We start from the raw sequence: 14,954 nt of genomic DNA on the forward strand, positions 1-14,954 counted from the left end.
CGATCGCCGGGGTGGCCACAATCGGCCGTGAACCGATCGTCAAGTGGCATGAGTCCGTACCGTGCGCAAGGTGAGGATTCCTGACAGGTTCGAACGGGGTGACCGCATCGGCGACGCCGCCGATGGGGATCTCGAGGACCGGCGGTTCCGAAGGCGGCTGCGGCCGATCCGGATCCCGGAGCCGACGCAAGACGAACTCGACACGCTTTCGGTCAAAGAGCGCATCGAGCTGATGGATCGGCGACGGCAGGGCGGGCGTCAGACGCTCAACAGTGTCGGCATCCTGTTCGGAGTTCTCTTCACCGCGGGAAGCCTGATCGCTACCGCGATGACCCTCCGCACCGCCCAAGAGGACCGGGCGACCGATCGTTTCACCAGAACCGTCGAACAACTCGGTTCGGACAAGCGCGACGTTCGTGTGGGCGCCATCTACACGATGGAGCGGATCGCAGCGGACTCCGACCGTGATGATCCGACGATCATCGCGCTCCTGACCTCGTTGGTTCGAGAACACGACCCGGCTCCTGGCGCCGAGGTCCCTGAGGAGCCCGCCACCGATGTGCAGGCGGCGCTGGCCGTTCTCGTTCGTCTGGACGGCGCGCGCGAATCACGGCGTCTTGATCTGCACCGGGTCCGGTTGCCCCGCGCGCAGGTCGTCGAGGGTGACCTCAGCTGGGCGAATTTGCGCTACGCGGATCTGACCGGTGCCGACCTGACCGGCGCGAACCTGGCCAATACGGATCTGCACAGTGCCAAGTTGGCCGGCGCGGATCTGACCGGTGCCAACCTGACCGGCGCGAACCTGTACAAGGCGGATCTGACCGGCGCGATCCTGAGCGACACGAACCTGACCCGCGCGTACCTGGCCCGAGCGACCCCGACCGGCGCGGAGCTCATCAACGCGGTCCTGGTCGGCGCGATCCTGAACGATTCGAATCTGTCCCGGGCGGACCTGTCCGGCGCCGACCTGAGCGGCGCGGTCCTTTTCAAAACGAATCTGACCGGCGCGAGCCTCCACGACATCACAGGTCCCTCTCCTGAGGAGATCCGCAAGGTGGCCAGAACGAACGGCGACACTCTTTTCTGACGGGACGGGTCTCACGCACGGCCTGTCTGCCGTCATCGCGCTTCCGAGTTCCCGACCCGACAACCGGGTCTTGTCGGGGTGGTTTCGACAACTTATGGTTGTCGCATGGGTGAGGTGAGCGTGCGGACCCTGGTACGGGCCGTCCAGGAGCGGGCCGGAAGCAACGACCCGCTGGTGCTGCTGGAGACAGCGATGGTCGTCGCGGGGGAGACCAGTTCTGCGGCGGACGGTCTGATCGAGCACTACGTGGGCGCCGCTCGTGCGGTGAACGTGTCATGGACACTGATCGGTGAACGGCTCGGGGTGTCCAAACAGGCTGCCCGGCAGAAGTTCGCCCACCGCCTGGAGGTCAGCGACCTCATCGGCGATGCCGCCGAGAGCATGGTCATGGCACCGCGGCTGTCGGCCTGCCTGCAAGCGGCACAGGCTGCCGCTGACGCTGACGACAGTGTCCCTGGTACCCAGCACCTGCTACTCGGCGTGCTGCACGTCGGAGTGGCCGCCAACATCCTGGACCAACTCGGCGTCACTCGCGACAAGGTCCGGGAGGCCAGTGCCCGCCTCTTCGAGCCCGCGATGATTGCTGACGGGGACGGCCGGGAACGCCGGGTCGTCGGCGACGGCGATGCCGAGAACGCGGTGACCGGGGCCCGCCGACTGGCCGCCCGGCGCGGGCAGTCCCAGTTCCGTTCTGAGCACCTGCTGTTCTGCCTGGCCACCGATCCCGGCTCCTCAGCCCGCCGAGTTCTCAACGACCTCGGTGTGGACGTAGCCCGGCTCAAGAAGGAACTCGACGAATGGGTCGCCCCCGTCCAGCGCCGGCACCGCCGCATCGGCAAGAGCAAAGGCACCGGCCGGGCCTGCTCGTTCTGCGGCTGTAAAGACCTCGGCCCCCTGGTCGCTGGACCCGGCGTGTGGATCTGCGGCAACTGTGCCCGAACCGCCCTCGACATCCTGCACGCCGAACCACGCGGCGGCTGATCGCGGCCCGGCCCGGATCTGTTCCGCCAGAGCCGCAGACTTCTCTCGAACTTCTCTTCACAACGCCGCAAAAGGTGTCATGCGACGCGGCTTCGCGGCTCAGAGCAGCGCATGCTCAAGGTATCGAGCAAGGTGAGGAGGGCGTCATGATCGCTCTGACCGCGGTAATCGGTGGCCTGATGTTCGTCGCGTACCTGGCCAACCTCTGGGTGTTCCAGCGCGCCACCCGGAACGACCCGCTGACCACGTCGGCCCAGAGTTCCCAGTGCCTGCTGGCCAGGCGCTACGTCGGCGTCTACGTCCGGCGTCCCTGAGCCCTGCCCATGTCCGTGAGGAGTGAGCAGGCCGCCGAGCCGCTGTGCACGCGGCGACGCCGGCCTGCCGCTCAGCGGCGGAAATCGCCGCGGTAGTTGTCCCACTCTTCAGGGGTACGGCGCGGATTCTCGCCCGTGTCGTAGGCGGAGCCGTACGAGCCGTTCGTGCCGTTCGGGTCCGCCGGGGGCTGAGGCGGCGGCTGCTGGCCGTAGCTCTGCTCCGACCCGTAGTAGCCGGTCCCGCCGGTGTCGTACCCGCCGCTGGGAGGCTGCTGGCTCTGCTCGCCGTAGCCGCCTCCGGTTCCGAGCGGGTCGGAGTTGCCGTAGCTGCTTCCGGTGAAGTCGGAGTAGCGCCCGGGCTCGCCGGAGGGGTTGCTCGAGAGCGGAGAGGTCGACGAGGAGTCGCTCTGGCCGCCGAAGGAGCTGTAGCTGTCCATCCGGGTCGAGCCGGAGTCGTAACCGCTCAGCGGGTCGTCATAGCGCGGGCTCTCATACGTTGGCGAGGTCGGGTAACCGCCGGTGGAGTAACCCTGCCCAGGGCCACCCTGTCCGGAGCCGCCCTGTCCCGGGCCGCCCTGTCCCGGGCCGCCCTGCCCGCCGCCCTGTGCGCCGCTGCCGTAGCCGTCGTGGGACGGTGCCGCGGGCGCGCTGGAGCCGTAGCCGCCGTAGCCCTCCCCACCAGAGCCGGTGGAGCCGGTGGAGCCGCTGTAGCCGTCGCCACTGGTACCGCTGTAGCCGTCACCGCTGGAGTAGCCGCCTCCGGAGTAGCCGCCCCCCGAGAAACCGCCGGTCGAGGTGGGCTGCTCGCCGGACGGGGTGTGCAGCGGACCGGGGTCGTATCCAGACGTGGGGGCGGGGCTCGACGACGACCAGGGCGCGCCGCCGAACGACGGGTCGACCGTGGTGCTCAGCGGGTCGTTGAGCGGGTCGGTCAGTGATCCGCCACCGTACGACGGCGTCGGCGCGCCCGGCGAGGGCGTGTCCGCCGGCGAACCGGACCGCTGGCGACCCGACTGGATGCGCTGGAGCAGCTCGTCGACGGTGGGCAGCCGCTGGGAGTCGGTGTCATTGCCGGATCCGGGCGATCCGGCGGGCGGACCGCTCAACGGGCTCTCGGGGAACCCGCCGAGCGGGTCGCTCGAGTACGACCGGGAGGGCTGCGCGGGCTGGTGCGAGGACTGGAAGGACGGCGAGGCCTCCAGGCCCTGGTCGCTGCGCGCCGGCGGCATGCCGAGCGGGTCGGGAGCGTGGGTGGGCTGGTGTGGAGCCATGCCCAGCGGGTCCGGTGCGTGGGTGGGCTGGTGCGGGCCCATGCCGAGCGGGTCGGGAGCGTGCGTGGGCTGGTGCGGGCCCATGCCGAGCGGGTCGGGAGCGTGCGTGGGCTGCTGCGGGCCCATGCCCAGCGGGTCGGGAGCGTGCGTGGGCTGCTGCGGGCCCATGCCGAGCGGGTCGGGAGCATGCGTGGGCTGCTGCGGGCCCATGCCCAGCAGGTCCGGTGCGTGCGTGGGCTGGTGCGTGCCCATGCCCAGCGGATCGGGAGCGTGTGACGGCGGGCTGGGCGTCATGCCCAGCGGGTCCGGCGCGAACGACGACGCGGGCGTCACCGGCTGCGGGCCGGTGGACGAGTGGCCGGCGGTCGCGGGAGCGACCGGCATGTCGTACTCGTCCGGCGTCGTACCGAGCGGGTCGGCGCCGCGTTCCATGTCGTCCGGCTCTGGGGCGCCGTCGTGCTGCCAGGGGAACTTCGGCTTGTCGAAGGTGATGGTGGCCCAGTAGTCGTCGTCGGCCATCTCATCGTTGGCACGCCCACGCCGTGGAGCGGCGGGGGCGGGCTCGGCCGGAGGCGCGGACATGGGCGGGGCGGCGACAGGCGCGGACAACGGGGCTCCGGCCACCCGGCGGTCGTAACCGGCGGAGTAGCCGTCCTCGCCTTCCTCATCAAGGCCGTCGTGCCGCGTCTGCGACTCGTCGTCCATCCAGTCGTCGTCATCGGCGCGGGCCTGCCTGTTCGCCCGCATGCCGAGCGCGACGAGGACCACTACGAGTATGACGACCACAATGAGGCCGAGTACGACGATGTAAGTCATTGCACCACCCAATGCCATGGCCCAGCGAGTAGCGCCAGCGTTGCCCGCGGGATGATCCCGATGGTCGCTGACGGCCTGGTCCCCTGGGACCTCAACCGATTCTGGCTGACCGCTATGACCGTTGTCACACCCTTCGCGGATATCTACCTTCACACGAGTCGCCTCGTATGGCCACTTTGGCCGGTTCGTACGGCCGTCTACCCCGTGATCCCGTGGTCCAACGGATCTAAGCGCCGCTGAAGTTCCCGGTGATCCTGCCCCGGCCGATCGTGAGCTTGGCGATGTCGTTCAGCGAGTCCTTCAACGCCGCACCCTGGGGCATCTGCACCTTTTCGCTGAGGGCGTAGATCGTGTACCGGTACCGGTATCGCTGCCGGTCTCCCCGTTTCGGGCACGGCGGTGTGTAGCCGATCTTGCCCGAGGTGTTCCGGCCTTCGACCGCTTTGTCGGGGCGGGCTCCCTCCACCAGTTCGGTGGTGGTCCCGTCGATGTTGGCGATCAGCCAGAGGACCGCCGCGCCGTCCGGGGCGTCGGCGGAGTCGGTCACGATGGCGAACGCCTTGGTGTTGGCCGGCGCCCCTGACCACCGTAGCGGGGGAGTCTTGCCCCGGCCCCCGTTGCCGGAGCAGCCGAAGCGGGCCGGGATCTCGCCGCCATCACGGAACGCCGGACTGGTCACGGTGAACCAGTCCGATAGCTCGGCGCTCTGTGTGGTGGCCTGTCCATTGAGTCCGCAGCTGGTCAGCAGCGTGATCCCGACGGCAGCGACCGCGGCCGGCCGCCAATGTCTTCTCATCATTGAATATTGCTCCCGGTGGACACCTTAGCCGGGTGCCGGACGGCGTCGGCGTCTTTTGCGCTCAGCGAGGCGTGTGCCGGGCGGGATCTCCTGGTGCGACGCCCGGATGTGACGTCGGTCATATTTATGTACGGCTCGGCGAAGGAGTGCTGTAGTTCACACCGCAATAAAAGATCATCGTTGCGAATGTGTTAACTTCTGCTGTTCTTCGCTCTTAATCACTTGAAGGGGACTGGGTCATCGGGTAGCTTGTGAATGTCTTCACAAGCGTCAAGAGGGAGGCCTTGATGGCCACGAGACCGAAGGACGTCCCCCACATCCTCATCGTCGGCGGCGGCTACGTCGGTATGTACACCGCGCTGCGGCTGCACAAGAAGCTGCGTTCGGAGCTGCGGCGAGGCGAGGTCGAGATCACCGTCGTCGACCCGCAGTCGTACATGACCTACCAGCCGTTCCTGCCGGAGGCCGCTGCCGGGAACCTCTCGCCGCGGCACGTGGTGGCCCCGCTGCGGCGGGTGCTGCCCAAGGCGACGGTGCTCAACGCCCGGCTGACCGAGCTCGACCACTCCGGCCGCTGGGCCATCGTGCAGCCGATCGTCGGGCCGCCGAAGCGGATCTCCTATGACTACCTCGTGATGGCCGCCGGGTCGGTGTCGCGCACGCTGCCGATCCCCGGGCTCGCCGAGCACGGCATCGGCTTCAAGACCATCGGCGAGGCGATCCACCTCCGCAACCACGTGCTGGCGCAGCTCGACATCGCCGCGACCACCGATGACGAGGAGGTGCGCCGCCGGGCGCTCACGTTCGTCTTCGTCGGGGGCGGCTTCGCCGGCGTCGAGGCGCTGGCCGAGCTGGAGGACATGGCCCGCAACGCCAGCCGCTACTACGGCAACGTCAACGTCGAGGACATGCGCTGGGTGTTGGTCGAGGCCTCGGACCGCATCCTCCCCGAGGTCGGCCCGGAGATGGGCCGCTGGACCGCCGAGCAGTTGCGCGGCCGCGGCATCGACGTCCGCATGAAGACCTACCTCGACTCGGCCGTCGGCGGGAAGGTCGAGCTCTCCGACGGGACGGAGTTCCTCTCCGACACGCTGGTCTGGACGGCCGGCGTGAAGGCCGCGCCGGTGCTGCGCTCGACCGACCTTCCGCTCGACGAGCGGGGACGGGTCAAGGCCACCGAGTACCTGACCGTCGAGGGCGTGGTGCGGGCCTTCACGGCCGGCGACAACGCCGCCGTGCCCGACCTGACCAGCGAGGGGCAGCTCTGCGCGCCCAACGCCCAGCACGCGGTCCGTCAGGCGAAGGTACTGGCCGACAACCTCGTGCGCTCGCTGCGCGGCAAGAACCTCAAGCCGTACGAGCACGCCTCTGTGGGGTCGGTCGCCGGGCTCGGGCTGTACAAGGGCGTGGCGTACGTCTACGGCGTGAAGCTCAAGGGCGTCGCGGCGTGGTTCATGCACCGCACCTACCACCTGTCCCGGGTGCCGACCCTCAACCGCAAGGTGCGCGTGCTCGCCGACTGGACGCTGGCGCTGGTCTTCCGCCGCGAGACGGTGTCGCTCGGCAGCCTCGAGCAGCCGCGCGCCGAGTTCGAGCTGGCCAGCCGCGAGGACGTCCGCCAGGTGGCCTGAGGGGGCTGAGGGGCTCTGAGGGAACCCTGCGGAGCCCCTGCGTCGGAGGTTCATCCGCGTGCCACCGGGAAGGGGATCGTGGGTGCGATGCCTGGTCACGGGAGCCACCGGCTATATCGGCGGCCGTCTGGTCCCCGAACTGCTGCTCGCCGGCCATGAGGTGCGCTGCATGGCGCGCAGGCCGGAGCGACTGCGCGACCTGCCCTGGGCCGGTGAGGTGGACATCGCCGGTGCCGACGTCAACGACGCCGACGCGGTCTCCAAGGCGCTCGACGGCATGGACGTGGCGTACTACCTGATCCATGCGATCGGCGGCGGGGACGACTTCGCGGCCGCGGATCGGCGGGCGGCCGAGATCTTCGCCGCCGCGGCCGGGGAGGCCCGGATCCGCAGGATCGTCTACCTCGGCGGTCCGGCATCCGGACCCGGTCCGGCGGGTGAGCGTGAGCCGGTGCCCGGGGGTGGGCTCTCACCGCATCTGCGTTCTCGCGCCGAGGTGGGCGAGATCCTGCTGGCGTCGGGGGTGCCGACGGCGGTGCTGCGCGCCGCCGTGATCATCGGCTCCGGATCCGCCTCGTTCGAGATACTGCGGCACCTGACCGAACGGCTGCCCGTGATGATCACTCCGCGGTGGGTGGGCACCAGGATCCAGCCGATCGCCGTCCGCGACGTTCTCCGTTATCTCGTCGGTTGCGCCACGCTGCCGCCCGAGGTGAACCGCGGCTTCGACATCGGTGGCCCGGACGTGCTGACCTACGCCGACATGATGCGCCGGTACGCGGCCGTCGCCGGGCTGCCGCCGCGGGTCATCTTGCGGGTGCCACTGCTCACGCCGAAGCTCTCCAGCCTCTGGGTCGGGCTGGTGACTCCGGTGCCGGGCCGGCTGGCGCGCCCGCTGGTGGAGTCGCTCCGCACCGAGGCGGTCGCTCGCGAGCACGATGTCAGCCGGTTCGTCCCCGACCCTCCGCAGGGTCTGATCGGCTTCGATCGGGCCGTCGAGCTGGCACTCCGCCGCATCCAGGACAGGGACGTCCTCACCCGCTGGTCGTCGGCCTCCACCCCCGGCGCGCCGAGCGACCCGCTGCCCACCGACCCGGACTGGGCGGGCGGGCGGCTGTACGTCGACGAGCGCACCCGGGTGATCGACGCCCCGTCGGCGGCGGTCTGGCGGGTCATCGAGAGCATAGGGGGGCAGAACGGCTGGTACTCGCTGCCCATGGCCTGGCGCGTACGCGGATTCCTCGACCGGCTCGCCGGCGGGGTCGGATTGCGCCGGGGCCGCCGCGACCCGTGCCGGCTGCGGGTCGGCGACGCGGTGGACTTCTGGCGCGTGGAAGAGGTCGAGCCGGGCCGGCTCCTGCGGCTGCGCGCCGAGATGCGGCTGCCCGGCCTCGCCTGGCTGGAGCTGTCCGTCCGCGCCGAGGGCGGCCGCACCGTGTACGGCCAGCGCGCGATCTTCTATCCGCGCGGGCTCCTCGGCCATCTCTACTGGCGGGCGATCTGGCCGTTCCACGGGCTGGTCTTCGGCGGCATGCCGCGCAACGTGGCGGTCAAGGCGCTGGCCGGATCAGCGGGTGTACCGGACTGACCCGGCGTCACCGGCGGCGGCCGACGGCACCGGTGACCGGTCCCATCGGCCGCCGAGCAGGCGATCTCAGCGATTCACAGCCGCCGCGACCGCTGGTCGACCCCGAGCACGCCGTACGGGTAGTCGTCCACCTCTGGAGCGCTGACCTGGTCCAGCACGGCCGTTTCGTCCTCGGACAGGCGCAGCTCGCCCGCCGCGAGGTTGTCGTCGAGCTGTTCCAGCTTGCGGGCGCCGAGGATGACCGAGGCGACGGCCGGGCGGCCGGCCACCCAGGCCAGCGCCACCTGCGACATCGACACGCCGCGGCCCTCGGCCACCTGCCGGACGGCGTCGATGATCCGCCAGGTTCGCTCCTGCGCGTTGCGCGGCCCGTACGCCTCCATGCCGCGCTCCGGGTTCTCGCCCAAGCGGCTCGAACCGGTCGGCGTCAGGTCTCGCCGGTACTTCCCGGTGAGCCAGCCGCCGGCGAGAGGCGACCACGGCAGGATGCCGATGTTCTCGCCCAGGCATACGTCCACGAGCTCGAACTCGATGTCGCGGACGAGCAGGTTGTACTGCGGCTGCAGAGTCACGATCGGGTTCAGGCCGCGGAAGTCGGTGAGCATGGCTGCCTTCTGCAACTGCCAGCCGACGAAGTTGCTGACCCCGGCATAACGAATCTTGCCCGCGCGCACGGCGTCGTCGAAGAACCGCAAGGTCTCCTCGAGCGGAGTGATCGGATCCCACGCGTGCGCCTGGTAGAGGTCGACGGTCTCCACTCCGAGCCGGCGCAGGCTCGCGTCGAGGGCCCGGGAGAGGTGGGTGCGGCTCAGACCCATGTCGCCCGGCCCGTCGCCCATCGGGAAGCGCCCCTTGGTGGCGATCACGACCTGGTCCCTGAGCGCCGGCCGGCCCGCGAGCCAGCTGCCGATGATCTCCTCTGAGACCCCCTGGGAGTACACGTCCGCCGTATCGACGAAGTTCCCCCCGCGCTCGACGAACCGGTCCAGCAGGGCGTGCGAGGTCCTCTCATCGCTCTCGTTGCCGAAGGTCATGGCACCCAGGCACAGCTTTGAGACCGCGGTCCCGGTACCGCCGAGAGGCCGGTGTTCCATACTCACGCCTTCCGTCGAACGATCTGTGTCCCACGATGTCGAGGACGTTCGCGTCGCCCTCTCCACCTGGGGCACTATCTCGCGTCGGCCTCGGCCGCGTGCACCCAGGGGTGGCCGAGACGGCGCGATGACCGGGTCGGTGCGCCGTCGTGCCCGCTTCCATCAGCCCATTTCCCGAAAAGCCCTCGGAACAGGAGACAATCGACGGGTGCGAATCGGGATTCTGGGCCCTCTGGAGGTGCGCGTCGGCGACCGGCCCGTTGAGATCGGCGGCGCCCGCCTGCGTGCCCTGCTGACCCTGCTCGCCCTGGACGCCGGTCGGGTCGTCCCGGCCGAGCGGCTCATCGACGACCTGTGGGACGACAACCCGCCGGCCGGAGCGCCCAACGCGCTGCAGTCACTGGTGTCCCGGCTCCGCGCGACCCTCGGGGACGGTCGGGAGCTCGTGGAGTCGCACGCGGCCGGGTACCTACTCGCGATCGACCTCGGCGCCGTGGACGCACACGACTTCGAGGCCAGGGTCCGCAGGGCCCGGCGGACCGGCGACCCGGCGACCGCGGCAGCGGAGCTCCGCGAGGCACTGGCCCTCTGGCGCGGCCCCGCCCTGTCCGATGTCATGGGAGCGCCGTTCGCCGAGGGGCCCATCGCCCGGCTCGAAGGTCTCCGCCGGGCGGCGACCGAGGAGCGGATCGAGGCCGACCTCGCGCTGGGCCGGTACGCGGAACTGATCCCCGAGCTCGCCGCACTGGCCGCCGCCGAGCCGCTGCGCGAGCCCCTCCGCGGTCAGCTCATGCGGGCGCTGTACGGCGCAGGGCGGCAGGCGGACGCGCTCGCCGTCTATGACGACACGAAGCGGGTGCTGGCGCAGACGCTCGGCGTCGATCCGTCGGTGGAGCTGGAACGCGTCCATCTCGCCGTCCTGCGCCAAGAGCCCGGCCTCGCGCCGCCGGCCCCTCCGGAGCCGGCCGGGCTCGACCGGCCGCGCACCAACATCCGGGCCCAGCTCACCAGCTTCATCGGGCGCGACGAGGATCTGAAACGGGTCGGAAAACTGCTCGGCGAGGGCCGCCTGGTCACGCTCACCGGGCCCGGGGGAGCGGGTAAGACCCGGCTGGCGATGGAGGCGGCGGCCCGGCAGACCGACCAGTCGGCCGACGGCGTCTGGATCGTGACACTGGCTCCGGTGACCGATCCCGCCGAGATACCCCAGGCGGTGCTCTCGGTGCTGGGCCTGCGCGAGATGGCGCTGCTCACGCGCGCCCGCTCGCCCGGCGCGGTGCCCGAGGCTCTGGAACCCCTGGACCGGCTGGCCGAGGCCCTCGCCGGCAAACGGATGCTGCTCCTGCTCGACAACTGCGAGCATCTGGTCGACGCGGCGGCCCGGCTCGCCGACCGGCTGCTCGCGGACTGCCCCGGCGTACGGATCCTGACGACCAGCCGGGAGCCGCTCGCCATCACGGGCGAGATCCTCTGGCCGGTGGACCCGCTGGCCCTGCCGCCGCAGGACGCCGGCATCGATGAGGCCGCGGCATACCCGTCCGTACGCCTGTTCACCGACCGGGCCACGGCGGTGCGGCCCGACTTCGCGGTCACCACGGCGAACGCGGGGAGTGTTGTGCGGATCTGCCGGGCCCTGGACGGCATGCCGCTCGCCATCGAGCTCGCGGCGGCGCGCATGCGGGCGCTGAGCCCGGACCAGGTCGCCGCCCGGCTCGGGGACCGCTTCCGGCTGCTGACGGCGGGTAGCCGCATCGCGCTGCCCCGCCACCAGACGCTGCGAGCCGTGGTGGAGTGGAGCTGGGAACTGCTGGACGAACGCGAACAGGCGCTCTGGCGGCGGCTGTCGATCTTCACTGGCGGCGCCACCGTGGAGAGCGCGGAGGCGGTCTGCGCGGGCGAGGGCGTGACGGCCGCGGAGATGCTCGACATGCTCGCCGCCCTGGTGGACAAGTCCCTGCTGGTCGTGACCGAGACCGAGACCGAGGGACCCCGTTACCGGATGCTGGAGACGATCCGGGCGTACGGCATGGAGCGGCTCGCCGAGGCGGGCGAGGAGGACCGGGTGCGCCGGGCGCACGCGGAGTATTTCGCCGTTCTGGCCGAGACGGCCGAGCCGGAGTTGCGCCGGGAGCGGCAGCGGCACTGGCTGGGTCGCCTGTTTGCCGAGCACGACAACATCCACACTGCGCTGCGCTGGGCCATCGGCGTCCCCGACCAGGAACTCGCGGTGCGATTCTGTGCCGCGCTCGGGTGGTACTGGTGGCTGCGCGGGCACCGGGCGGAGGGCAGCGAGCTGGCGGTGGTGGTGCAGGCGATGCCCGATCTGCCCCAGGACCAGACGACCGCACTGGTCTACGGCCTCGCGGCGTTCGGGTCCATCGGCGGGAATCACGACTTCGAGCAGATCAAGGAGTGGCTGCGCCGGGCCCGCGCCATCTGCGACGCCGAGCCGGGCCCGCTGCACCACCCGATGCTCCGGGCGCTCGGCCCGCTCTTCCGGCTGTTCGAGACCGGCATGGACCTGCGCGTCCTGGACGACCTGACCCCGCTCTTCGACGATCCGGACCCATGGTTGCGGGCGTTCGCCCATCTGATGTCCGGCCAGGTCGGTCTCAACGCGGGGTTGGCCGCGGACGCCGGCCGGCATTTCGGGATCGGGCTGGAGGGATTTCGCGCCCTCGGCGAGCACTGGGGCACGTCGTTCGCGCTGATCTCGCAGGCGGAGATCAGCGCATGGCGCGGTGAGCACCGTCATGCGGTGAAGCTGTACGAGGAGGCCCGCCGGCATCTCGTCGAGCTCGGTACCGGCGAGGACGCCCCCTGGGTCTACACCCGGTTCTCCAACGAGCTGTGGTTGCTCGGCGAGCACGACGACGCGCGCGAGCTGGTCGAAGAGGCACTGCGGATCGCCGAGCGGACCGGCTCGATCGAGAGCCTGGCGGCCGTGCACTTCCAGATGGGCGAGTTCGCCCGGCGCGAGGGCGATCTCGACGAGGCACGCCGCCGGATGGACCGGGCTCTGTCCCTCGCCGATGACCTCGCGGGCCCGCACCAGATCCGGGCGATGGTCGAGTCCGGGCTCGGACTCGTGCTGGCCGCGGACGGTGACACCGCGGGGGCCCGCACCCAGCACGTCAAGGCGCTCGAAGACGCGGTGGCGTCCAATGACGCTCCGATCATCGCCCTGGTGCTCGTCGGCTTCGCCGACCTCTCGCTGCGCCAGGGCGATCTCGCGGAGGTCGCTCTGCTGCTCGGCGCCGCGGACGGGATCCGCGGCATGCCCGATCTGTCGCTGCCGGACGGGCTGCGTCTCGCCGCGGAGGCGCGCGCCGCGCTGGGAGCGGAGGCCTTCACCGCCGCCTTCGAACGCGGCAGGGTGATGACGGTCGACGACGTGCTCGCGCTGCTCGGCGTGGTCCGCCCGCCCCGGTTCACCCTGTGACGAACGCGCGGCTCGCGCTGACGCGAGACGCGCGTTCGGACGTACCGGCGGATCAGACGCGGCGGCGGAACTGCCAGATGGACAGCGGGATGAAGAGCGCGGCCATCGCCGCCCCCCAGGCCAGCGCGATGGTCGCGTGTGCCGCGACCGGCCCGCCGAGCAGCAGACCCCTGGTCGCCTCCACCAGCTGGGTCACCGGGTTGTTGCGCATCACGAAGGCCAGCCAGTCGGGCGTGCCCGGGCTCAACTTGATGAAGGCGGTGCTGAGGAAGCTCAGCGGGAAGATGATCGTGAAGCCGAAGATCTGTACCTTCTCGGGCTCACGGACCGACAGCCCGATGAACACCGACGCCCATGAGACCAGAAGCGCGAACGCCAGCAGCAGGAAGAACGCCGCCATTACGGCGAAGGCGTTGGTCTCGATCCGGAAGCCGATCAGGATGCCCATGCCGAGCAGGACGAACATGGACCAGGCCTGCTTCACCGTGTCGGCGAGGATCCGGCCGGCCAGGGGCGATGTGCGGGCGATCGGCAGGCTGCGGAACCGGTCGAAGACCCCCTTGGTGATGTCGACGTTCAACCCGAAGCCGGTGGACATCGTCGCGAAGAGCGCGTTCTGCGCGATGATGCCCGGGATCACGATGGGGAGGTAGGCCTCCACGCTCCCGGCCATCGGCGGCCCGAAGACGTAGGCGAAGAGCAGCACGAACATGATCGGCTGGATGCTGAGATCCAGCAGCTCCATCGGGTTGTGCCGGATCTGCACCAGCCCGCGCCAGGTGAGGGTCAGGATGTTCCGCACGGTCGTGACGGGGGAGATCCGCTTGTCCAGCGAGACCGCCGCCGGTGCGGTGGTGGTCATGGCGGTCATGCCGGTGTTCCTTCCTTGACGAGCGCCTCGGGACTGTCCTCGATCTCGTCGGCACCGTGGCCGGTCAGGGCGAAGAACACCTCGTTCAGGCTGGACTTGCGCAGTGACAGCTCGGCGATCGCGACGCCGGCGTCGTCGAGCCGCCGCACGACGGCGGGCATCACGGTCGGATCCGTGATCGGAGCCCGCACCAGGCCGTCGACGACCTGGGGGATGCTGCCAACGAGTTCGGAGACGACCCTGGTCACCGTCACGTGGTCGGCCTCGGTCACCGGCCGTACCTCGATCACCTGACCGCCGGCCTGGGTCTTGAGCTCGTCCGGGGTGCCCTTGGCGATGACCCGGCCGTGGTCGATCACCACGATGTCGTCGGCGAGCTGGTCGGCCTCTTCCAGATACTGGGTGGTGAGGAGCACGGTGACACCGTCCTCCACCAGCCCGCGGACGATGTCCCACAGGCCCCCGCGGCTGCGCGGGTCGAGGCCGGTCGTCGGCTCGTCGAGAAAGAGGATCTGCGGCCGGCCGACCAGGCTGGCGGCGAGGTCGAGCCGCCGCCGCATGCCGCCGGAGTAGGTCTTGGCCGCCCGCTCGCGGGCGTCCCACAGGTCGAATCGCTCGAGCAGCTCCGCCGCCCGGCTCTTGGCCTCACGGCGCGGCATGCCGAGCAGCCGGCCGATGAGGACGAGGTTCTCGGTGCCGGTGAGCATCTCGTCGACACCGGCGTACTGACCGGTCAGGCCGATCTGCTGCCGTACCCGGTGCGCGTCGGCCACCACGTCGTAGCCGCCCACCTGGGCGGTGCCCTCGTTGGGGCGGATCAGGGTCGCGAGCACCCGGACCGCGGTCGTCTTGCCGGCCCCGTTGGGACCGAGCAGACCGAGGACCGTCCCGGTGCGCACGGTGAGGTCGACGCCGTCGAGTGCCCGTGTCTCACCGAAGCGCTTCACCAGGCCCTGGGCCTGGATCGCGTAGGTCATGTCCGTCTCTCTCCTCGGATGTCGACGCCGGATATCTCTCGCTTTGACGCTGCGCCCCGTCAAAATAGCTGGCGTCTGTTCGG

General features: G+C 70.4%; 12 protein-coding genes. 6 read left to right on the forward strand and 6 right to left on the reverse strand.

What is annotated here, in order from left to right; translation table 11 throughout:
* Positions 1-514, reverse strand: a 514-nt coding sequence (locus HKK72_RS40895) for a hypothetical protein (RefSeq protein ID WP_261986775.1), incomplete at its 3' end; no start/stop codon positions are given.
* 45 nt (positions 515-559) lie between these two features.
* Between HKK72_RS40895 and HKK72_RS12840 the strand changes: the two genes are divergently transcribed.
* The 3 genes from HKK72_RS12840 (at position 560) to HKK72_RS12850 (ending at position 2,382) form a co-directional block, all read left to right on the forward strand.
* Positions 560-1,087 (forward strand): pentapeptide repeat-containing protein, encoded by a 528-nt coding sequence (locus HKK72_RS12840; RefSeq protein WP_315987213.1) that lies wholly within the window; start codon positions 560-562, stop codon positions 1,085-1,087.
* A 105-nt stretch (positions 1,088-1,192) separates the two neighbouring features.
* On the forward strand, positions 1,193-2,068 hold the full coding sequence (locus tag HKK72_RS12845) for a ClpX C4-type zinc finger protein (RefSeq protein WP_187234556.1): 876 nt from the start codon (positions 1,193-1,195) through the stop codon (positions 2,066-2,068).
* A 146-nt stretch (positions 2,069-2,214) separates the two neighbouring features.
* A complete protein-coding gene (locus HKK72_RS12850; RefSeq protein ID WP_187234557.1) occupies positions 2,215-2,382 on the forward strand; it encodes a hypothetical protein in 168 nt (55 codons plus the stop codon).
* 71 nt (positions 2,383-2,453) lie between these two features.
* On the opposite strand, the gene HKK72_RS12855 is transcribed toward HKK72_RS12850, so the two are convergent.
* Together HKK72_RS12855 and HKK72_RS12860 are read right to left on the reverse strand one after the other, a co-directional pair.
* Positions 2,454-4,469, reverse strand: coding sequence for a hypothetical protein (locus HKK72_RS12855; RefSeq protein WP_187234558.1), 2,016 nt, complete (start codon positions 4,467-4,469; stop codon positions 2,454-2,456).
* Between the two features lie 226 nt (positions 4,470-4,695).
* Positions 4,696-5,268, reverse strand: coding sequence for a YbhB/YbcL family Raf kinase inhibitor-like protein (locus tag HKK72_RS12860; protein WP_187234559.1), 573 nt, complete (start codon positions 5,266-5,268; stop codon positions 4,696-4,698).
* Positions 5,269-5,555: 287 nt separating this feature from the next.
* Between HKK72_RS12860 and HKK72_RS12865 the strand changes: the two genes are divergently transcribed.
* Positions 5,556-6,899, forward strand: a complete 1,344-nt coding sequence (locus HKK72_RS12865; RefSeq protein ID WP_187234560.1) for an NAD(P)/FAD-dependent oxidoreductase — start codon at positions 5,556-5,558, stop codon at positions 6,897-6,899.
* An 82-nt stretch (positions 6,900-6,981) separates the two neighbouring features.
* Positions 6,982-8,487, forward strand: a complete 1,506-nt coding sequence (locus HKK72_RS12870; RefSeq protein ID WP_187234561.1) for an SDR family oxidoreductase — start codon at positions 6,982-6,984, stop codon at positions 8,485-8,487.
* 74 nt (positions 8,488-8,561) lie between these two features.
* On the opposite strand, the gene HKK72_RS12875 is transcribed toward HKK72_RS12870, so the two are convergent.
* Positions 8,562-9,581, reverse strand: coding sequence for an aldo/keto reductase (locus tag HKK72_RS12875; RefSeq protein ID WP_187234562.1), 1,020 nt, complete (start codon positions 9,579-9,581; stop codon positions 8,562-8,564).
* A gap of 208 nt (positions 9,582-9,789) precedes the next feature.
* Between HKK72_RS12875 and HKK72_RS12880 the strand changes: the two genes are divergently transcribed.
* A complete protein-coding gene (locus HKK72_RS12880) occupies positions 9,790-13,023 on the forward strand; it encodes a BTAD domain-containing putative transcriptional regulator (protein WP_187234563.1) in 3,234 nt (1,077 codons plus the stop codon).
* A 52-nt stretch (positions 13,024-13,075) separates the two neighbouring features.
* Here the strand turns inward: HKK72_RS12880 and HKK72_RS12885 are convergent, their stop codons facing one another.
* Positions 13,076-13,894 carry an ABC transporter permease gene (locus HKK72_RS12885; protein ID WP_261986767.1) on the reverse strand — a complete coding sequence of 273 codons (819 nt, stop codon included), beginning with the start codon at positions 13,892-13,894 and terminating at the stop codon, positions 13,076-13,078.
* Positions 13,891-14,871, reverse strand: a complete 981-nt coding sequence (locus tag HKK72_RS12890) for an ATP-binding cassette domain-containing protein (protein WP_187234564.1) — start codon at positions 14,869-14,871, stop codon at positions 13,891-13,893. The genes HKK72_RS12885 and HKK72_RS12890 overlap by 4 nt, the downstream gene beginning before the upstream one ends.
* Positions 14,872-14,954: the final 83 nt, after the last annotated feature.

The sequence above is a fragment of the Actinomadura sp. HBU206391 genome, from assembly GCF_014323665.1.
Classification (GTDB): Bacteria; Actinomycetota; Actinomycetes; order Streptosporangiales; family Streptosporangiaceae; genus Actinomadura_C.